The organism is Aequorivita sp. Q41, assembly GCF_039831855.1.
Lineage (GTDB): Bacteria > Bacteroidota > Bacteroidia > Flavobacteriales > Flavobacteriaceae > Aequorivita.
This window is the reverse complement of sequence record NZ_JBDPMS010000001.1, coordinates 739,821-761,217: the sequence shown is the minus strand read 5'-3', so window position 1 is coordinate 761,217 and position 21,397 is coordinate 739,821. Positions and strand designations below refer to the sequence as shown.

General features: G+C 34.8%; 18 protein-coding genes and 1 pseudogene. 8 read left to right on the top strand and 11 right to left on the bottom strand.

What is annotated here, in order from left to right; genetic code table 11:
• The 4 genes and pseudogenes from ABJ955_RS03535 to ABJ955_RS03520 all read right to left on the bottom strand — a co-directional run.
• Positions 1-1,490: pseudogene (locus ABJ955_RS03535) on the bottom strand (hypothetical protein); the annotation flags it as partial.
• Between the two features lie 891 nt (positions 1,491-2,381).
• Complete coding sequence (locus ABJ955_RS03530; RefSeq protein ID WP_347373222.1) at positions 2,382-3,047, bottom strand: response regulator; 666 nt, start codon at positions 3,045-3,047, stop codon at positions 2,382-2,384.
• A 3-nt stretch (positions 3,048-3,050) separates the two neighbouring features.
• Positions 3,051-4,703 carry an ATP-binding protein gene (locus tag ABJ955_RS03525; RefSeq protein ID WP_347373221.1) on the bottom strand — a complete coding sequence of 551 codons (1,653 nt, stop codon included), beginning with the start codon at positions 4,701-4,703 and terminating at the stop codon, positions 3,051-3,053.
• 33 nt (positions 4,704-4,736) lie between these two features.
• Positions 4,737-4,898 (bottom strand): hypothetical protein, encoded by a 162-nt coding sequence (locus ABJ955_RS03520; RefSeq protein ID WP_347373220.1) that lies wholly within the window; start codon positions 4,896-4,898, stop codon positions 4,737-4,739.
• Positions 4,899-5,261: 363 nt separating this feature from the next.
• Between ABJ955_RS03520 and ABJ955_RS03515 the strand changes: the two genes are divergently transcribed.
• Positions 5,262-6,008 carry a hypothetical protein gene (locus ABJ955_RS03515; protein ID WP_347373219.1) on the top strand — a complete coding sequence of 249 codons (747 nt, stop codon included), beginning with the start codon at positions 5,262-5,264 and terminating at the stop codon, positions 6,006-6,008.
• Positions 6,009-6,049: 41 nt separating this feature from the next.
• Here ABJ955_RS03515 and lipB read toward each other — a convergent pair whose 3' ends face one another.
• The gene (lipB, locus tag ABJ955_RS03510) at positions 6,050-6,763 is read right to left on the bottom strand and encodes a lipoyl(octanoyl) transferase LipB (RefSeq protein WP_347373218.1); all 714 of its coding nucleotides are present in this window, start codon (positions 6,761-6,763) and stop codon (positions 6,050-6,052) included.
• 180 nt (positions 6,764-6,943) lie between these two features.
• Here lipB and ABJ955_RS03505 point away from each other — a divergent pair, with 180 nt between their 5' ends.
• Positions 6,944-9,190: a reprolysin-like metallopeptidase gene (locus ABJ955_RS03505; RefSeq protein ID WP_347373217.1), complete on the top strand. Its 2,247-nt coding sequence runs from the start codon at positions 6,944-6,946 to the stop codon at positions 9,188-9,190.
• Positions 9,191-9,298: 108 nt separating this feature from the next.
• On the opposite strand, the gene ABJ955_RS03500 is transcribed toward ABJ955_RS03505, so the two are convergent.
• From ABJ955_RS03500 to ABJ955_RS03490, 3 genes are read right to left on the bottom strand one after another with little or no spacing between them, the layout of a single operon-like run.
• On the bottom strand, positions 9,299-9,832 hold the full coding sequence (locus ABJ955_RS03500; protein WP_347373216.1) for a hypothetical protein: 534 nt from the start codon (positions 9,830-9,832) through the stop codon (positions 9,299-9,301).
• Between the two features lie 59 nt (positions 9,833-9,891).
• Positions 9,892-10,620, bottom strand: coding sequence for a hypothetical protein (locus ABJ955_RS03495; protein WP_347373215.1), 729 nt, complete (start codon positions 10,618-10,620; stop codon positions 9,892-9,894).
• A gap of 6 nt (positions 10,621-10,626) precedes the next feature.
• Positions 10,627-10,785: a YqaE/Pmp3 family membrane protein gene (locus tag ABJ955_RS03490; RefSeq protein ID WP_347373214.1), complete on the bottom strand. Its 159-nt coding sequence runs from the start codon at positions 10,783-10,785 to the stop codon at positions 10,627-10,629.
• Between the two features lie 97 nt (positions 10,786-10,882).
• On the opposite strand from ABJ955_RS03490, the gene ABJ955_RS03485 reads away from it, so the two are divergent.
• The 6 genes from ABJ955_RS03485 to ABJ955_RS03460 all read left to right on the top strand — a co-directional run bounded on the left by ABJ955_RS03485 (position 10,883) and on the right by ABJ955_RS03460 (position 18,123).
• The gene (locus ABJ955_RS03485; RefSeq protein WP_347373213.1) at positions 10,883-11,938 is read left to right on the top strand and encodes a helix-turn-helix transcriptional regulator; all 1,056 of its coding nucleotides are present in this window, start codon (positions 10,883-10,885) and stop codon (positions 11,936-11,938) included.
• A gap of 96 nt (positions 11,939-12,034) precedes the next feature.
• Positions 12,035-12,934 (top strand): thioredoxin family protein, encoded by a 900-nt coding sequence (locus ABJ955_RS03480; protein WP_347373212.1) that lies wholly within the window; start codon positions 12,035-12,037, stop codon positions 12,932-12,934.
• A gap of 92 nt (positions 12,935-13,026) precedes the next feature.
• The gene (lysS, locus tag ABJ955_RS03475; RefSeq protein ID WP_347373211.1) at positions 13,027-14,718 is read left to right on the top strand and encodes a lysine--tRNA ligase; all 1,692 of its coding nucleotides are present in this window, start codon (positions 13,027-13,029) and stop codon (positions 14,716-14,718) included.
• Between the two features lie 241 nt (positions 14,719-14,959).
• A complete protein-coding gene (locus ABJ955_RS03470; RefSeq protein ID WP_347373210.1) occupies positions 14,960-17,092 on the top strand; it encodes a T9SS type A sorting domain-containing protein in 2,133 nt (710 codons plus the stop codon).
• Between the two features lie 169 nt (positions 17,093-17,261).
• On the top strand, positions 17,262-17,684 hold the full coding sequence (locus ABJ955_RS03465; protein ID WP_347373209.1) for a hypothetical protein: 423 nt from the start codon (positions 17,262-17,264) through the stop codon (positions 17,682-17,684).
• Positions 17,685-17,775: 91 nt separating this feature from the next.
• Entirely contained in the window at positions 17,776-18,123 is a 348-nt protein-coding gene (locus ABJ955_RS03460; RefSeq protein ID WP_347373208.1) for a hypothetical protein, read from the top strand.
• A 57-nt stretch (positions 18,124-18,180) separates the two neighbouring features.
• Here the strand turns inward: ABJ955_RS03460 and hemL are convergent, their stop codons facing one another.
• The 3 genes from hemL to ABJ955_RS03445 form a co-directional block, all read right to left on the bottom strand.
• On the bottom strand, positions 18,181-19,467 hold the full coding sequence (gene hemL, locus ABJ955_RS03455) for a glutamate-1-semialdehyde 2,1-aminomutase (protein ID WP_347373207.1): 1,287 nt from the start codon (positions 19,465-19,467) through the stop codon (positions 18,181-18,183).
• 73 nt (positions 19,468-19,540) lie between these two features.
• A complete protein-coding gene (locus ABJ955_RS03450; RefSeq protein WP_347373206.1) occupies positions 19,541-20,377 on the bottom strand; it encodes a glucosaminidase domain-containing protein in 837 nt (278 codons plus the stop codon).
• A 1-nt stretch (position 20,378) separates the two neighbouring features.
• Positions 20,379-21,305: a pyridoxal-phosphate dependent enzyme gene (locus ABJ955_RS03445; RefSeq protein WP_347373205.1), complete on the bottom strand. Its 927-nt coding sequence runs from the start codon at positions 21,303-21,305 to the stop codon at positions 20,379-20,381.
• Positions 21,306-21,397: the final 92 nt, after the last annotated feature.

Sequence of the window (21,397 nt, the reverse complement as noted above, 5' to 3'; positions counted from 1 at the left end):
AAAAGATCGGTTGCGTTGTACGCATTTCCGCCTGTTGGCGCATCATACCAAGTAATATCCGTTTCGTTAACTTGAATATCAGCTACTGTTGGTGCTTCTACGGCACAGAATTCTTGTGTATCATCTGTTGTTGTTGGCGTAGCAGTATCGTTGATCGTTACTTGAATTTCAAGTCTTAATAAACTTTCACAACCATTTAATATTTGAGCGCCATAATAGCTTGTATTGTCTACTAATGGATCTGTAGGATCGTATAAATTTCCACCGGTTGGCGCATCATACCATACTACTGTAGTTTCATTTACATCAAGATCTGCTACTGTTGGTGCGTCTGCCGCACAGAATTCTTGTGTATCATCATTTGTTGTTGGTGCATCAGGACCTACAACTGAGATGTCATATACATTAAGTCTTTGGTCAATATTTACACCTAATAAGGAAGAAAGGCTTATTACGACTCTATCAAAAGCTAAGCCTGGTTCAAATACTATTGTTGCTTTATCGCCATTTTGTAATAGTGTAAGCAAATCTAAATTTAATACTGAAGAAAGGTCGGTTGAATAAACCAATGTAGGACCGTTATAAGCACTAACATTTACATTGTTTAACAGGCCAAGTGTTACCAGGGCTGGATCAGTACTTAATGTTACAGAAAATTCGTCTGTTGGTGCATATGTTGTAGGGAAATACACATTTTGTTGCATAGATGCTAAAACGCTAAGTATTCCTAAGCTTATTTCAGAGTGAGTGTCTAAATCATTGTCTAACACTAAATGTGGGTCTGTAACTCCAGCTCCACCAATTTTAAGAAGGTCTAAAGTAATTCCAGTACCGTCATAATCTGTATAAAGAGGGTCTAATTCACATTGGTTGTTATCAAAATAGAATGCATGATATACCTCCATACTGTTTCTTCTTCCTAAAAGTAACGCATCGGTTCTATCTTCTATATAAATTCTATTGTATGCTTGGTCTGGGGTTATTGCAACATAAAAATCTCCATTTTTATCCTGAACAACTCTAAGCCTTCCGTCTGAGAATGGCGTAATTGAAGATCCTGAAAACACTGTGGTATTTCCGTTACGCGCCTCAATATTGAAATAGTGATTTCCAAGAATAACAGTTTCTAATATGTCTGCCAGTAAGTTACCTAAGCTTCCTCCAAGTAATGAATTAAGCAAGTCTTCATCTATGTCTATTTTTACAAAGGAAGTAGTGTTTGCTGGAACCAAGCCTGGATACTGAAGTTCTAATTCTCCACTATAAGCAAGGGCGCCACCAATAATCCCTCCATAGGAGTTTAATGTTGCCGAAAGTCCGTTTTCTGCAATTGCATTATTAGGATTGTCTACATGTGAGCTAGAAATTACACTGGTTGCAATCACTTTGTTTTGTGATAAAGCGGTATGTGTAGTTAAAAGGAAAAAAAACAGCAATATGAAGGGTTTAAGTAGCCCGTAATACCTCTGTGGGGGTAGTGATTTTTTCATAATAGAAAATTTATTTTTTCAATGAGTTATAAGGTGTTCATCAATTAGGGAATCGAAATTTTTTATCTTTTGTTATTTCAAAATAAAAGCTTGAAAAGATAATACTGGTAATTTTTTTAAAATTTAAAAGAGAGAGTGTTGATATAAGTATCTGAAATTTAGTGTCATCTCGTTTTTGTACATTTAAATGGGTTGTTTTAATTATTTAATCGATGTAATGCATTTTACACGGTTCAAAAGTACTAAAAAAAACCAAAAAGAAATGTTAAAATGTCTCAAAATGAGAATCTTTATGAAGAATTAGCTAAAAATTGAGACTTTGGATATCTAAGAAAAATTAAGAAATTTACGGCGATGTAAAACACAGAAAATCAGCAACTTGGTTAAATAAATAATTTTAAATTTATTTTATACAGTCTATGGGATAGAAATGTGATAAAGAACTTCTTGAAAAAATATTCAAAATCTAACATAGTTAACGAAATGTTAAAACACCAATAACATAAAACTGTTGATTTTTTGTGATAAAAATAAATAAGCTTGAACAATTTAGTTATTAAATGTGTTTTAGTAAAAACTTGAAATACCTAATACTAAATTGAAAGTGGTAAATTTTATGCATTTAATTTGTAAAAAAAAGAGGGTGAAGTATTGGTGTTTTTTTTGTTAAAGATTATACTTGCTTTAGTATAAGGATGAATTTTTTATAAAAAAACCTCCTACAGCATGCTGTAAGAGGTTTAGTTTAGCCCCTATTTTTCTCCCCAGAAATTTACCTCGACTAAATTCATAGCTAAGATAGTATGCTTTGAAGGTTTAGTTTTACGGTTTTCCTTATTAAGAGGTTTTATTTGGTATTTATCCGAATTAAATGCAAGCAATAGTTTATTTTTAAATAATTCCTAGGTCTTTAACTATAGAAATAAGCTGAATTGAATTATTGGCATTAAAATGATTTCTAAGCTTAACAATTCGTTTTTCTATGCTGCTAATGCTGCTTGGTTTTATGTCGTTGTTTTTAAAATGAATACTCATTTCTTCTTGCGATAAACCATTGGCGAGCAATTTCATGAGTTCAATATCGTAGTCATCAATTTCTGAAGGGGGGCTTTGCTTGTAGGTATTTACTAGTTGTGGCGATATATACCGTTGTCCGTTATACACGGCATGAATCGCTTCGGTTAAATCTTTTAAACCATTTCTTCCTTTACAAACATAGGCTTCGGTCTTACATTCAGTCAATACAGTGCGTATTTTTGCGGGACGATCTTCTACTGAATAAACGATTGTTTTTAAATTAGGGTGTTCTTGTTTTAATGCTTTTACAAGTATTTCTCCAGACGGGTATTTCTGCGTTCTATGGTCTGCCTTAAACGAAAGATCGGTTATCAATAAATCAAAAGGAGCCTGATCCTGCGCTGCTTTCTTAATCTTTATATATGCGTCGTCACAATACTGTACTTTTTGAAAAGTAGTTATTTGCAACGCTTCAAGAACAGTAGCTACGCCGTTGCTAATACTGTCCATATCTTCTGAAATTAAAACTTTTTTAAACATACGCTATAATGTAATTTTTGCTTTAAATCCCTTAGTGGGTTTTGAATCAAAAATAATAGTTCCATTTAATGCTTGAATACGGTTTTCCGTATTTTGAAGCCCATTTTTGTTTTTTAACTCGCAGCCTTTTCCATTATCAGTATATTCAATTAGTGTTTTTTTATTGTTTTGTTGAAAAGAAACGACTACCATAGAGGCGTTACTATGTTTTTTCATATTGGTCATTAATTCTTGTAAAACCCTATAAATAGTTGTTTTTTTGATGCTAGAAAGATATTTCCATTCAATTTTTGAAATGTTATGAGTTACAATTTTCACCTTTTCGTTTTGATAATTAAGCAATAAATCATTCAATTGCAGACTAAAGTTTTCCTGAATTTCAATTGCACTATTTTCTTTTGAAATATCACGGGTTCTGTTGTAAATCTTTTCCAAATCGTCCAAAAGTTCTTCATTTTCAGTGACATTTCCTTGCACTTTTGCCATAAGGTGGTAGACGTCATTTGCAACTTCATCGTGTACTTTTTTTGAAATTCTAGATTCGGTAATATGGATTTGTTCCAGCTTTTCTTTTTTGTGTTTTGACTTACTGATGAAGTAGATAAATATTGATGAAATAAAAACAAGAAGCCCAATTGTAAGAAAAAGTATTTTATGGGTTTTTTGCTTTTCTTCATTCAATAAAGCGGCGGCAGTTTTTTTTCGTTCATTCGCTACATTATACTTAATAAAAGCATTTTTATTTTCTGCCAGTTGCTTTTCTTTAGCCATACTATCAGAAAGATTTTTATAGGCAATCATTTTTTCATCTTCGCCAATTATCACGAAAAGTGAAAGTGCGTCTTGGACAAAGGAAGCAATATTAATGGTATTGGCAGTCTGATATGCTTTGTTAGCATATTTTGTAGCTTGCTCTTTTTCCTTCTTATCAAAATAATAGAGCGTCAGGTTTTTATAGCTTGCATACAGCCCCGTAAGATTGTTTTCTTGTGCTCTGATTTTTTGTGCTTTTTTGAGATTTTCAAGGGCGTCAGGGATTTTAAGCTTAGCTTGTACGCTGCCTAGATTGTCTAAGACCAACGCGAGTAAAAGAGAGTCTTGCGATATATTATTTTTAGATTTGGCTAGGTTTAGTTGTTTTAAAGCGCTCTCGTAATCTTGTGAATCTTTAAAAACATTCGCCTTATTGTTAATTATAGTAATGCTGTCGGTTTGTTTTTTTGAAAACCGCAACGCATTGTCAAAAGCTTTTATAGATTTTTCATAATTATATTGAAAACGATAGATGTTTCCTAGTTGATTGTATAAGCCTACACGCGATTGTGATAAAGTATCACTTTCTGCAGCAGTATCAATTAGGGTTAATGCTTCTACAAATGCCGTTTCAGTTTCATAAAGATCCCCAAGTGTATTTTGACCGATAGCTATTAAACGTATATCTTGAATAGCTTGATAGGTATTGCCTTCCTTTAAATGTTTTTCTTTTTGAAGTTGGTAATATTTAATGCCCTTTGGGATGTCAATACTTTTTTGAGGATTAACGATAAGGTTATAGTAAAACCTCGCACTGTCAGGCTGGGTTTGGCTATGGGAAGCTGCTGTAACAAAAGCAACAAAAGGTATAAAAAAGAGGAATGAAAGCGGTAGGTTTTTCATTCCTCTAAAATACTACAAATTGCGAAATAATTATCAGCCGCCAGTATTTCCTGGCGGGGGTGGTGGTGGGATGTTTCCATAATCACCACAGCATGCGTGCGTATCTTTTACGACTTCGCTAATAGCTTGAGGTGTGCAAGAAAAAAAACCTGTGTATAGAAATCCGGTAAATAGTATAAATATTATTTTTTTCATTTTAATTTCATTTTAAATTTGAACACTAGTATGGCCCTCCAGAAAGCTTCTAGAGTTTTTGATGTTTTGGCAATACGTTAATTTTGAAGGAACATCCTTCGGTCTTTGAGAAGTGTAGCGCGCAGAAGTATAGTCTCTTAGATACTTCTCAAAATGGCCAATACCCATACATTGCGGCTCCAGTATAAAAGTTGAAATGTTTTGTAAACCTTATTACACCTAAGGCGGCATTGCAACACAGGACAAATAAATGGAGGTTGTAGAGGAAAGTTTGGAAAGTCATTGGAAAGCCTTTGGAAAAAAAATTCCAACAGTTTTCAATTCGTAATTATGTAGTTTTGAAATACTGAAAAATAAATGTATATGCATAAAGATTTACTTCTAAAAGCGTTTGAAAAAACGCGAGAGAATTTAATATTAGAAGGTGTTAAGTCTCCTTCTTTAAATAAAATCGCAAAGGAGCTTTCTGCTATTATTTCGGAAAGCTTTGTATATGGAGATCGAAGCTTAAGAGATTTTTATAAAGAGGCGGTTTCTAAAGTAGATAACGATATTGAAATCCCCCAGCCACAAGTTATAGTGGCTTTAGCTAAATATTTAGGGTATATGGATTACAAAGACTACTTGTTGAAAAATGAATTAGAAGAAAAGGCTTTAACCACAAAGCATAGGGGTCAAACTAAAACTGGAAATTGGGTAAAGAAAAATAGTAAATGGATTAAATCTTTTTCAATCGTTTTTATTGTAGGAATCATTTGTTTTTTGGGATATAACTATTTTAATAAACAGCGCTGGATGGAATGGAATGAAACCCATTTTGTAGAGGTTGCATTTGATTCAGAAAAAATTAAAGACGGTGTTCTTAAGCTATACAAAGAAGAAAGGATAAGGGGTTTTAAAAAACTGTTTCCCAATTGTGAAAGTACATTTTTCAATGGTGATGGGGCTGTTAAAATATGGTATGGTAAAAATAAAGATAAAGAATTAGAGTATTTTTCAAGTTATGGATTGCACCCAGAAACGGGAAAAACTTTAAAGCCTATAACAAAGTATATGGTAAAGAAACATATCTGCAAATCTTTTTCAAGCATAAAGGCTTTGGTTGAATAAGGATTTCGTATTGTTAAAAAATAAGAATAGAAATAAAGGGTTTAAACTGTTTTAGTAGGTTTTATTTTTGCTTCAAAAAGTGCAAGAAAATGTTTTAATAATTTTTCTTCAACTTCTTTCATTGAGACACTTGCCTTTCCAAGTTCTACATTTAATGAAGTAACTGCTTTGTCTTTAATTCCACAGGGAATCATATGGTCAAAATACCCTAAATCTGTATTTACATTTAAGGCAAATCCATGCATGGTAACCCAGCGGCTTGCACGAACGCCCATGGCGCATATTTTTCGAGCAAAAGGCGTGCCTACATCAAGCCAAACGCCGGTTTCGCCAGTGCTGCGTTCTGCTTTTAATCCGTATTCTGCCAGCGTAAGAATAATCATTTCCTCGAGTAAACGGAGGTATTTATGAATGTCTGTAAAAAAGTTTTCTAAATCTATAATTGGATAGCCCACAACTTGCCCGGGCCCATGGTAGGTTATATCGCCACCGCGATTTATTTTATAAAATTTTGCGTCAATTTCTTTTAGCTTTTCTTTAGATATAAGCAAATTTTCTAAGTGTCCACTTTTTCCAAGTGTATATACATGTGGATGTTCTACAAAAAGAAGATAATTAGGGGTTTCTTGCGAAGTGTTTTCTTTTCTATTGGTACTCTTAATTTGAAGAATATTTTGAAAAAGTGATTCCTGAAACTCCCAAGTTTCTTTGTAGTCCTTTAGGGCTAAGTTTATAATTTCGAGAGACTTATTCAATGTGTTGTTTTTTTTAAAATTGAGGGTAAAACTATCAATAAAATATATTTTCAGTCTTCATTTTCTTGAATTTTGTGAAATTTTACCTTAAAACTGTAAGTTAGTCTCTTAATTATTCCTTAAATTCCCTAAAGGGTATTATATTTACACCTCTAAACATTCATAATAATCACGACTACAATGAAAAAAAGTACTTTAAAACAAATGCTGGTTTTATCCTTTATGCTCTTTTGCTTTGGGATAAATGCACAGACAAATGCGTTATGGACGAAAACGTCGAACCTAGAAACGCAACACAGACAAAAAGCCGATAGAAATACCATGCCACAGGAATATAACCTGTTTGAGCTAAATAGTGCTGCTTTAATTGCTATTTTAGCTGATGCTCCTGCTAGAAATGCTGGAAAAAGCAATGTTATTGTTGACTTGCCTACCAATAATGGAGAAGTTCAGAAATTTCAAGTTTTTGAAGCTTCCGTAATGGAGCCTGCGCTACAAGCTAAACACCCAAACATTCGTTCTTATGTGGCGCAAGGAATTGATGATCCTTCAGCAATTGCACGTTTTAGTGTTTCTAACATAGGCTTGAATGCGATGATTTCTTCTCCTAAATTTTCAACAATTTATATTGATCCTTATACTCAGGATAAAAACTTTTATATTAGCTACAACATCAGCTCATTGCCATCTGATCCTAACGGATTTGAATGTTTAAATGACGACGATGAAGCTCCAGTAATTTTATCTGAAAATAAAAATGCTAATGATGGGATGTTAAGAACTTTTAGAGCTGCTGTTGCTTGTACAGGGGAGTATGCTTTATTTCACTTAAACCGTCAAGGAATTCCAACAACAGCAACTGACGCTGTTAAGAAGGCTGCTGTTCTTGAAGCAATGAATACTACCATGACACGTGTAAACGGTGTTTATGAAAGAGATCTTGCTGTAACTATGGTTTTAGTTGCAAATCAAGAAGATATTATTTTCCTTAATAGCAGTACAGATCCATTTACTAACAACAACGCAGGGACTTTAATTAATCAAAGTCAAACAGTAATTGATGCAGAAATTGGTTCCGCTAATTACGATATAGGTCATACTTTTAGTACTGGCGCAGGTGGTTTAGCTCAATTAAGAGTTCCTTGTACTGCATCTAAAGCTAGAGGGGTTACTGGTACAAATAGCCCAGTTGGTGATTTTTATGATATTGATTATGTGGCTCACGAAATGGGACACCAATTTGGTGCAACGCACACTTTTAACAATTCTTGTGGCGGTAACAGAACAGATTCAACTGCAATGGAACCTGGAAGTGGATCTACAATTATGGCGTATGCAGGAATTTGCTCTCCAAACGTTCAGTCACGTAGTGATGATTACTTTACTGCAATTAGTATTCAGCAAATGTGGTCTAATGTTAAAAGTGGAAGTAGCCAATGTGCTACACAAACAGCTACAGGAAACTTACCTCCAACAGCAGATGCGGGGCCAGATGTTGTAATTCCAAAAGGAACACCTTTTATATTAAAGGGGGCTGCAACAGACCCGGATGGAGCTAATGTGCTTTCGCACTGTTGGGAACAAATGGATAATCAAATCGGTTCAATGCCACCGCAAAGCACTTCTGTCTTCGGGCCTTTATTTAGATCGATTGATCCATTACCAGACCCAGAAAGATATATGCCAGCTTTAGCCACAGTATTAAATAACCAAACAAAGAGTACTTGGGAAGTGGTGCCAACTGTAGGAAGATCATTGCGATTTAGATATACAGTTCGTGATAACGCATTAGCAGGAGGAGCTACAGCAAGTGATAATATGTTTGTTACTGTTGATGGAACTGCTGGTCCTTTTGTAGTAACATCACAAGCAACCCCTACTACATGGACTACACAATCTACGGCAACAGTAACTTGGGATGTTGCAGGAACAGATGTTGCTCCAGTAAATAGCCCGAATGTAGACATTATGTTCTCTACTGATGGGGGATTAACGTACCCAGTTATGGTTGCTGCAAATGTACCAAACAATGGTAGTGCTGTAGTAAATGTGCCAAACCTTAATACTACCACAGGTAGATTAATGATTAAGTCATCAAACAATATTTTTTACGATCTTAACGACGCGGTAATAACTGTTGATGGTGTTGTTGGTGTTGGCGAGTTTACTTTTGAGAACTTTGCGGTTTATCCAAACCCTTCAAATGGAACGTTCAACCTTTCATTCAAACCAGCTTCAAATGATAATATCGAAGTTTCTTTGTATGATTTAAGAGGTAGAGCAATCAACCAATTTACTTTTGATGATGTTACAGCATCAAGCACTTTTAGCAAGCAACTTGACTACGGTTATGTTGAAAGCGGAATGTACTTCCTTGTTGTTAAAAACGGAACTAAAGTAACAACTAAGAAGGTTATTAAGAACTAATTTAGTTTAGAAATAAATATAAAAAAGAGGCGTTCCATTAATGGAACGCCTCTTTTATTTTTTAGAATTAGTAAGAAGAAAAGAATGAGCAACTTTCTGCTAAATGTACTAAAGCGTTACTGTATTCCTAATATGTGAAATAGTCTGAGATGTCTTGTCTGTTCTAAACTGAAGGTCAAAAGTAATAAGCGTATCAGTTTTTTCAACCATAAGTTTTCCGTCAGTAACAGGGAAATAACCTCCATCTCTACAAAAGCAATGTCTCCCAAAAAGTAAATTAACATCTGCAAGAGCAGCGTTCTCTTTGCTCAATCGCTGGGTGTCTGAAGGGATTTCAAAGTGAATAGTTTCAGAATAATCGCCGTCTGCAGTGCCTTCTGGGCCTTTAACGGCATAGGTAAAGGCTACAATTATATTGTTGCCAGTGGTCATTTCTGGATATAAAGCGCCAGTGCCATCATCTTTAATAGCCAAACGCTGGTTTTTATGTGCAGCTACACTGCATGTACCTTCCTCTGGACAGCCTGTAGTTTTATTTTTTATCTGTTCCATGTTCGTGTTGTTGGTTGTAATTACAGTGTCTGTCTGTGTTTTACAGGCATTTACCATACATAAGGAAACTAGAATAAATAATGCTTTCATACTTTATAAATTTTTAATTAATGAACAGTAATTAGTAGACTTTCAGTGGTATAAATAAATTAATCTTCTAATTCTACTTCCAAATCCAGTACATCTGGATTTTTAAAATATTCAATAAATGGTTTCTGTAAGATAACAGTTTTTTTGTCTTCCGAAAAAGTAGCTTGCGGATTAGATGTTTTTTTTATTTTCCTCGGAAATGTATAATTCAGGGTATAATTGGAACCACCCATAAACATTTCAGTCTTTTTTAAACTATCTACTTGCTGTTGATGTCCTTTTTTGTCCTTGATAAAAGCATCGCGTTTAAAAACACCATTCTTATATGAATATGCAACTCCAACAACTTCTGGGGAATCTTTTTTGGAGTCTTCAGCGTCTTTGTTGGGCATTAAATTTGAAGATTGCTCCAAACCATTCATAATATCATTTGCTTCATTAACATCCGTGAATTCTGTAGTTATTTTATAAACCAACTCAGAAGTTTCTGAATTCATAAGCATATGAAAATTAAAGTTTTCAAGTTTTTTTAACTTTCTTTGTTCGTTCATAGAAAGCTTGGAAATACTGTCTTTTTTTTCTTCCAAAAACTGTTTCATACGTATAATAGTATCCATTTTTATAGTTGAAGAATCAATAAATGTGGAGCCTCCAAAGGCCATCATTTCACTTAAATTTGCCTCTACACTTATTACGCCAGTGCCATCATCATTCATCACCATGGTTTCGTTAAACTGACAACCTATAGCTACTATGGTTACTGTAATTAGAATTAATATTTTTTTCATTGGGGTTTAGTTTTTAGGATTGTTTAAGATGATTAATGCAGCAATTACTCCAGGAATCCAACCACAAATAGTAAGGATAAAAACGATTAATATGGAGCCACAACCCTTACCAATAACAGCAAGTGGCGGGAAAATAATTGCTAATAGGACTCTCCAGATACTCATTACAAACAAATTTACGATTAATAACTTAGCTATTGGTCAAATCAATTTTCCTTTTGTTACAAGAATAAGGTTTAATACCTTAGTCGTTTATTTTTATATGAGCATTAAAAAAATTATTCCGTTTTTTTTCTTTTTTGCAATCACGGTTTGCGAAGCGCAATATCAATTTTCAGGATATGTAGATGCAGCGTCAACCAAAGGCTTGGTTTATCTTTCAGTAGTTGATGATTACCGAAAAATATCCGGGGTGTATCCTGAGCAAATTCTTAATAAAACCACTCCGGATGTTACAGGTTTCTTTTCTTTTTCAGGCGATAATTTGCCTTTGGAGAACAGAATTTATAGAATCCATGTAGATTTATGTAGTGAAAACGACCAAAACACCACTCATTTTACTGGGCATTGTGCCAATAGTAAAGAAATTGTTTTTATTGCAAATAATAATAACACCCTGTCACTTCCTTTTTCATTTGATGAAGAAATGTTCTGTCGTGTAGTTTCCAAAAATGAAAAAGCAACTGCTTTTTTAAAGATAGATTCATTAAAACACGATATGCGTTTTGCTTTTGGAACCTACCGTAGTGAAGCAAATAGAAGGATTAATTCAAAAAAATGGTTTGGTATTTTACAACAATATGGCGAGCAATTGCAAGAGCCCTTAGCGGAACTTTATAGTTATGCTTTTTTTTCTGATAGGACGCAACCCCTACATTCTTATTATTTAGAAGACCTAAAGACAAATACGTATTACGATGATTTACTTCAGCGCCTCATTGAAAAATACCCAAACAGTAACTATACAGAGCAATATAGAGCAGAACTTACTTCAGATAAATATTTGGTAGCAGCAATTAAACCCGATGGATTTCCATGGTGGTTTTTTCTGCTTGGCGTAATTGCTGGAATATCAATTTTAGGAAATTTATTTTTTTATAGGAAGTTGCAAAAAGCTAACACTTTTGTCGCTTTAAAAGAATCGCTTTCCAATCAGGAAAAGAAAGTTTTAGAACTTATTCTTGAAAATAAAAGCAATAAAGAAATCGCTTCTTTGATGTTTGTAAGTTTAAGTACTGTAAAATCGCACATAAATAACCTCTACAAAAAACTTAATGTAAACTCACGGGAGGAAGTGAAAAACCTGTATTCAAACTAAATTCAACGGGGGTCTAGTCCCTTTTTCAAACCTCTAATTGTTAGCTTTCTTATCCATTTTTAAAATCTTCGTGCTGTTAATTTTAAAACCAACATCATGAAAAATGTAATCCTATTATCCTTCGCTTTTTCAATAGCTATTATTACAACTTATGCGCAGCCTTTTAATAATGAAAGTATTCAAGAAGGTAAAAGCCCAATGTTATTGGGGAAAATAAATAAACAAGCGCTTTCAGAAAACACCTATTCAGAATGGTTTTTAACCAACTATAAAGCCTATCAACCAGATAAAGAAAAAATTTCAGAAATAGAAAAATTGCTTCCACAATATACAATTACAGCATTTTTTGGTTCTTGGTGTGGAGATAGCAAAAAAGAACTGCCTGTATTTTATAAAGTATTGGATGAAGCAAATTTTCCCTTGGAACGTCTTACAGTTGTAGCGGTCGATTCTGATCGAAATTTCTACAAACAAAGTCCCGGCGGTGAACAAGAAGGGCTAAACATTCACCGTGTGCCAACATTTATTTTTTATAAAAATGGACAAGAAGTTAACCGAATTGTTGAACATCCCGTAACAACTTTTGAAGATGATATAGTGCAGATCATTCAAACTAAAGCCTACACGCCAAATTATAATGCGGTAACAATTGTAAATGATGCTTTAAATGAAATGGGCATACAAAAGTTTCAGAAAAAAATGAAAAAACTCATGCCACAGCTTAAGGAAGAAGCCAAGAGCTTGGGTGAGTTAAACACCTATTCTAATGTGTTGTTCTATTCCAGCCGAAAAGAAGAAGCCATTACTGTTGCAGCTTTAAATACATTTTTATTTCCTAAAGAAGCCTATGTCTATGAAAGTTTGGCAAATAAATTTTATGATTTAAATCAATTCGACAAAGCCTTAGAAAATTATAATAAAGCACTTGTGCTAAAACCCGATAACAAAAGAGTGAAGGTTTCAATTGAATCTACTCTCGAGAAAATTAACGACTAGATTTATTTTCTTTATTCTTTTTTCTAATCCAGTCTTTTCGCATTTAGCACTTCATTTCCCTATCTTTGCAAACTTATTTTTATACTTAATCTATGCAACTTTCTGAACTGGAAATTATCCGAAGAGAAAAACTAAACCAACTGCGCAGTATGGGCATTAATCCATATCCCGCAGATTTATATCCTGTAGACACTACTTCAAAAAAGATAAAAAGCAATTTTGAAGAAGGAAAAAAAGTTATTGTTGCAGGAAGACTGATGTCACGTAGAATCCAGGGGAAAGCATCTTTTGCTGAACTACAAGATGCCGACGGACGGATACAAGTATATTTTAATAGAGATGAAATTTGTACTGGCGAAGACAAGACTCTTTATAACGAAGTGTATAAGAAATTACTTGATATAGGTGATTTTATAGGTATAGAAGGAGAGCTTTTTAATACGCAAGTAGGTGAAAAAACCATTATGGTTAAAAATTTTACTCTTTTAAGTAAAGCGTTAAAGCCTTTGCCACAACCGCGAGTTGATGCCGATGGAAAAGTGCACGATGCCTTTACAGATCCAGAACAGCGGTATCGTCAGCGTTACGCAGATTTAGTGGTAAATCCACATGTAAAAGAAATATTTGTAAAGCGTACAAAACTTTACAATGCGATGCGTAGTTTTTTTAACGATCGCGGTTATTTTGAAGTAGAAACACCTGTTTTACAGCCTATTCCAGGGGGGGCTGCAGCGCGACCTTTTATAACACACCACAATTCTTTGGATATTCCGTTGTATATGCGAATAGCAAATGAATTATACCTAAAAAGGTTGATTGTCGGTGGTTTTGATGGGGTGTATGAATTCTCTAAAAACTTCCGAAACGAAGGGATGGATCGCACACACAACCCAGAATTTACTGCTATGGAGATTTATGTTTCCTATAAAGATTACAACTGGATGATGGATTTCTGCGAGCAATTGTTAGAATTCTGTGCTATGGAAGTAAATGGAACCACTGAAACTACATTCGGAGAGTACAAAATAGACTTTAAAGCGCCATACCCAAGAGTGACGATGGCAGAAGCAATTCAGAAATTTACGGGTTTTGATATTACTGGAAAAACAGAAGATGAAATTCGTGAAGCTGCTGAAAAAATGAACATTGCCGTAGATGATACGATGGGGAAAGGAAAACTGATTGATGAAATTTTCGGTGAAAAGTGCGAAGGCAATTTTATTCAGCCTACCTTTATTACAGATTATCCAAAGGAAATGAGCCCGCTTTGTAAAGAACATCGCGAAAATCCTGAGCTTACCGAACGATTTGAATTAATGGTTTGTGGGAAAGAAATAGCAAATGCTTATAGTGAATTAAACGACCCTATAGATCAAAGAGAGCGTTTTGAAGCCCAATTAAAACTTGCAGATAGAGGCGATGATGAAGCAACTGCATTTATAGATTTCGATTTTTTACGTGCTTTGGAATATGGAATGCCTCCTACCAGTGGAATGGGGATCGGGATGGATCGATTAATTATGTTTTTAACCAACAACGCCTCCATACAAGAAGTACTTTTCTTTCCGCAAATGAGACCAGAAAAGAAAAAGGTAGAAATGACCGAAGATGAGAAAACGGTTTATGCACTATTAAAAGCAAATTCACCCGTTTCTTTAGAAGAATTAAAAATGCAAAGTGGGCTAAGTAATAAGAAATGGGATAAAACTATAAAGGGTTTAACAGCTTCAAAGGCTGCCAAAGTTGAGAAAATTGATGAAAACTTGATGGTTTCAATCCTTTAAAAAAAACAGATATCTTAATAAAAAAGGAAATTTCAAAAATGAAGTTTCCTTTTTTTTATTTTATGATTTTAGTTCAAATAAGCTCATTTCCTGTTTTTTATAATTAGTTTTCTATTGTTTTTTTTGTTTTATAATTGATAAATCCTACATTTAACAATCTATATACAATCTATATACAATCTATATACAATCTATATACAATCTATATACAATCTATATACAAACTATAAATCAAACTTTCATGAAAAAACTATTATTCACTTCGCTATTAATAGGCTTTACACAGCTTTTCTTTGCCCAATCAAGCAAAGAAAGTGTTGCGCAAGCGTGGATGGACGCCAATATGCCCATAAACAAAACAAACCAAAGCTTTGCAATGTCATTTAGCCATGCTGGACCTTCAGGCGAGACATTTCGATATTACCATACTGTTAATGGGGTAGAGGTTTTTGACTCTTCTGTGGCGGTACATGTTTCAAATAACAATCAAGTAACCTATCACGCCAGTACCTACAACAATACAATTGAAGCCATTGATACAAGTCCTTCAATTTCTGAGAATGACGCTTTGAATGCAGCAATTAATGCCTTAAATATTGAAGGCTATATTTCACAAAAAGATGTAAAACTCTATGTGTATAACAAGTTGGGAGCTAGCAGATTGGTGTATAGGGTAACAACAATGTCTGAGTTCCTAATGGGAAATTGGGAAACAATTATCGATGCTAAATCGGGAGCCGTTTTAAGCACAAAAGATATTGCTATTTACGAAAAATCTACGGGAGATGAGAAAAACCCAAAAGGGAGAAAAAATCCAGTTGGCCCACTGTCAAAAGCAACCGGTACAGCCATGGTTTTTGATCCAGACCCATTAACAAAAACAGGAAGTACGTATGGTGGGAATTATGTAGATAATAACGATCAGACCAATGCAGATTTAAACGCAGCAAGAACATCTGTAAACCTTGTAGATATAGAATTTGACGGAACGAATTACAGATTGAGGGGTGCCTATACAGAAATAGCTGAATTAGGGTCTCCTTCAACAGGTTTGTTTCTTCAAACATCATCAGATTTTGATTTTACACGCGATGAACAAGGTTTTGAAGCTGCAAACTGTTACCATCATATCGATAAAAGTTTTCGTTATATAAATGATGATTTGGGCATACCTTTAGTTTCAATATATAACGGGGGGGTTGTTCGTTTTGATCCACATGGTGCCAACGGCGCAGATAATTCTTTTTATAGCGCAGGAAGCCTTCAGTTTGGAGAAGGTGGTGTTGATGATGGAGAAGATATGGACGTAATTCTTCACGAATTGGGCCATGGACTTCACGATTTTGTGACCAATGGAAGCCTAAGCCAAGTAAACGGTTTAAGCGAAGGAACTGGAGATTATTGGGCAAATTCATACAAAAGAAGCTTAGGTTTTTGGAATAATACAGACAACCAATATTTTTGGGTGTTTGGCTGGGACGGACACAACCCATTTTGGGGAGGGAGAACCACCAATTATGGTGCAATGTACCCAGGTGGACTTACGGGCTCCATCCATACAGATGGACAAATTTGGGCAACGGTACTTCTTGAAATATGGGAAATTATTGGAAGAGAAAAAATGGATGCTGCAGTTTGGGAAGGCTTAGCGATGACAAATAGTACTACCAACCAACAGAATGCTGCGATTGCTGTAAGACAAGCCGCTATAGATATGGGGTATACCTGTTCTGAAATTGAAGCATTTACGGATAGATTTGAAGCTAGAGGATATGTATTGCCAGTTTATATTTGCGACCCAACGGCCTGCGATATTTCTGCAATAGAAACCTCAAATATTTCTCCATGTAATGATAATGGTACTCCTGGAGACGGTAGTGATGATTATTTTACAGCTGATGTTACTGTAACTTTTGTAAACCCTCCAGCAACTGGCACATTAGATTTAACGGGTGATGGAACAGCTTCAGTTTCTGTAGCAGGATTAACTTCTCCACATACATTTGTGGGCGTAGTTTTACCAGCTGATGGTGGCGCAATTAATATTACATCAACTTTCTCTGCTGAAGGCGCTTGTACAATGGTTGAAACTAACGCAGGAACAGCACCTGGCCCATGCGTAACTGCAGGAGTAAACGATACTGAAGCATTATATAATGTTGCTATTTATCCAAACCCAGCAGATGATATTATCTCATTGTCAAACCTAACACAGGAACACACAATTGCTATCTATAATTTATTAGGGCAAAAAGTGAAGGAACAAACTGTTGATGCAAACAAAAATAGTATCAATATTACCGACCTTGCTTTAGGTGTGTATATTTTGAAATTTGATGACTACAATACTGTTTTAAGATTTGTAGTGAAATAAATATTTTTTTAATTGTTTTATTTTGTGAAGGAACCGCGCTTATGCGGTTCCTTTTTTTTTATGCTATTTAAGCTTCTAATGAAATAGCTATAAATCAAAAAAAACAACTTCAATTAAACTTAACTAGAAATTCTAGGTCATAGCTATGTTGAACATTAAAAAAAATATTATGAAAAAAGTACTGATAATTTTTATGGCATTAGCAACTTTTGCTATCAATGCACAGAATAAAGATGGAAAAAGAAAAGACCATCGTAGTGAAGTAAAAGAAAATTTTACTCCCGAACAAAAAGCAGCTTTAAAAGCTAAAAAAATGACCTTAGCATTAAATTTGAATAATTCTCAAGAAAGTAAGGTAAAGGAGTTATTCTTGGAAATGGATAAAAGCACCCCTCCGCGCTCAGAAAATTTTAAAGAAATGACAAGTCAGCAGAAATACGATGCCAAAAGCGCCATGCTAGACCGCCGGATCGCTATGCAACGAAAAATAAAAGAGATACTCACGGAAGAGCAGATGAAAAAATGGGAACGTATGCAGAGCCAAAAGCATAGAAAAGGAAAGGGTGAAAAAGAGCGATCTAAAAAGAGATAAATTAAAGAAAGTGTAAAAAAAATCTCTTTTGGTGCGATTATTGTTTTAATGAAGCAAAATAGTTACATTAGTAACCTTAAATATTAAAACAATGAAAAATATTCTAACAATAGTTGTACTTGCAGTAACAATGCTTTTTGGTATTCAAACAGTCTCGGCTCAGCAACTTTCACAGGATAAAAGCAGGCCCGAAGTAATAGCTAAAGAAGAAACGGCCAAACTAACTGAAGCCTTAGGGTTGAATGGAGACCAAGGACGAACAGTTTTTAGAGCACTTGTAGCAAAAGAAGTCGGTTACCAAAAAAATATAGCTGGTAAAAACATTAATGAAGCAGCTGTTTCTGCTGAAAAAAATAAATTGGATAAACAGTTGAAAGAAGCAATGAAAAAGACCTTGTCTGCTGAACAATACACCAAGTGGTTAAAAATGAATAATTAGTGATTATAATTATTTTTATAAAGAGCCCTTTCTAATTTCTAGAAAGGGCCTTTTTTATTATAAATTCTCTGCAACTTTTTTGCAAGCTGCAATTGTAGTATCCAAATCCTCATAACTCAATGCGTCACAGATAAACCACGTTTCAAAAGCGCTTGGTGCAATGTAGATTCCTTCATTAAGCATACCGTGAAAAAACTTTTTGAACGTATCGTTATTTGCTTCTGCAGCAGAATTAAAATCTGTAACAGGTTTTTCTGAAAAATGGATTGAGATCATCGATCCCAAACGATTTATTGTAAATTTCAGTTTTGCTGAAGTAAGTGCCTCTTGAAGACCTTTATGAAGGTATGCTGTTTTTTTATTAATTGATTCGAAAACCCCGCTATTTTCGTTGAGTTCCTTTAGCATTGCCAAGCCTGCAGCCATAGCCAAAGGGTTTCCGCTTAAAGTGCCTGCTTGGTATACGGGACCAAGGGGAGCTAAATAATCCATTATTTCTGAATTTGCCGCAAATGCGCCAACAGGTAATCCACCACCAATAACTTTTCCGAAAGTTACAATGTCTGCTTTCACTCCAAAAAGCTCTTGCGCCCCTCCAGGGGCAAGTCTAAAGCCAGTCATTACTTCATCAAAAATTAAAAGCATGTTGTTGTCATCACATAGTTTTCGTAAACCTGCCAAAAAACCATTTGCTGGAGGAATACACCCCATGTTTCCTGCAACTGGCTCTAAAATAATACAAGCTATTTCATTCTTGTTGGCAGCAATTACAGCTTCCACATTTTTTAAATCGTTGTAGGTAGCAAGCAAAGTATCTTTTGCAGTGCCTTCGGTTACACCTGGGCTATTAGGAGCCCCGAAAGTTATAGCACCACTTCCTGCTTGAATTAAAAACGAATCACTATGACCGTGATAGCAGCCTGCAAATTTTATGATCTTGTCTTTTCCGGTGTACCCCCGAGCTAGACGTACCGCACTCATACAAGCTTCGGTGCCACTGTTTACAAAGCGTATTTTCTCAATATTTGGCACCATCGAAACAGCTAGTGCTGCGATTTCGGTTTCAATTTCTGTAGGCATTCCAAAGGAAGTGCCTTTTTTGGCTTTTTCAATTACTGCATTTACCACAGGTTTATACGCATGACCTAAAATCATAGGCCCCCATGAGTTTATGTAATCTATAAGTTTGTTGCCGTCAACATCATATAAGTAGGCTCCCACTGCTTTTTCAGCAAAAATAGGAGTGCCGCCAACGGCTTTAAATGCTCTTACAGGTGAATTTACACCACCAGGAATAACTTTTTGTGCCTCATGAAAAAGAGCGCTGCTTCTTTGATAATTCATATAAATATTTAAAGAAATTTAATACTTTTTTAGGGTGTTCTATGAAATTGCTAAAAAAGCAAATTTTATAAAACTATTGATTCTTTAGGGGATGAAGGTATAAGGTTTGACCAATTGCGATGTTGTTATCTCTCAGGCCATTGTATTTTTTCAAAGTTTCTACTGTGAGATTAAAACGACGAGAGATACTGTAAAGTGTGTCGCCAGCTTGCACAGAATACGTAGCGATATTAGTATCATTTGAATTAGATCGATTTGTTTTTTTACCTAAAACTTCATTATCAAATTCATCTAAATTATAGCGCTCCACGATGCTAATAAGTTTTTCAGGGTATTTGGGGTCTGTAGCATAACCTGCTTTTCTTAGGCCTTTTGCCCAGCCTTTATAATCATCTTTTCTAAGTTTGAAAAGATCTTGATAACGACTTCTTTGGGTTAAAAATAAGGAATGGTCGCGATAAGAATATTTTGGGTCATTGTATTTTCGGAAACATTCTCCGCGTTCATCATCATCATGATACACACGGTCACCTTCCCAACCTGTATGGCATTTTATCCCGAAATGATTGTTGGCTTTCATGGTAAGTTCTCCAGCACCGGCGCCACTTTCTAGTATTCCTTGTGCAAGTGTTATACTGGCTGGAATACCGTATTGTAACATTTCTTCTTTTGCAATCCCACTAAATTCATTAATATAATTTGTAATGCGTTCACTGTATGGAATGTTTACGGGCACTTTAACAACTTCAGGTTCTTCTGCTTTGGTATTAGTTTCCGTATTGGGTTGTCTTACGATAACAACCCTTTCTGTAGTGTGCTTTTTTTTATGCTTTACAGCGGTTTTTTTTGATTTGCAACTGCTAAAACAAATTATACATATAAGAAGAAGTGTCGTTATTCTGCCAATCATTTTATTCAATTATAGGTAGTTTTTTCTTTTTTAATTTTTCGTTCATCCCAGTGATGCCTTGTAACCCTCCAGTATGGATTGCAAAAATACGGCTATTTTCTTTGAAATGCCCTTTTTTCAATAGTTCCATAATACCAAACATCATTTTTCCAGTATAAATTGGGTCTAAAGGAATCTTTGTTTTTTCTTTAAACTCGTTTATGAAACGTATCAAATTCAGATCTATTTTCCCATAACCTCCAAAACAGTATGAGTCCGTAATTTCAAAATTGTTTTTGGAAGTATATTTGGTAATTTCCGAAGTTTGAAACGTACCTTTTAAAGCCGAAAATCCTAATACTTTTTGCTTTTCGGATGAAGCTTTAACCAAGCCTGCCATAGTTCCGCCGGTTCCAACAGCTGTGCAGATATAGGCACATGTTTCTTCGGTTTTTGTTAGAATCTCTTCGCAGCCCTTTACAGCCAAATCATTTGTTCCGCCTTCAGGGAGTAAATAAAAGGCACCAAATTTTTCTTTTAAAGTCTTAATAAATGCTGAATTTTCTTTGCGTTTATATTTTTCTCGCGAAATAAATTGCAAGTCCATACCGCAGTTTTGGGCGAACAAAAGCGTAGGGTTTTCTGTAGCTTTGTCCGCAAGTTCTTCGCCTCGAATTATACCAATTGTTTTAAAATTAAACTGTTTTCCTGCAGCAGCTACGGCAGCAATATGATTTGAAAATGCGCCACCAAATGTTAGTACTGTATGATGGTTTTGAAGTTTAGCTGCTTGTAGGTTGTATTTTAACTTTCTATATTTATTTCCAGAAACAAACGGATGCAATAAATCTTCACGCTTTAGAAATAAAGAATAGCCCGAAATATTAAAATCAAGTAAATTTATTTCTAAAGTTGGTACGGTTTCAAAAGAAGAAAGAAAGTGTTCCATATATAACTTTTAAAATTTCCGTAAAACTGTTGCTAACAATTTATTTCAACTCTTTAGTTGCTGTAAAAAGTGATGTTTTTAATGAAGTGGGG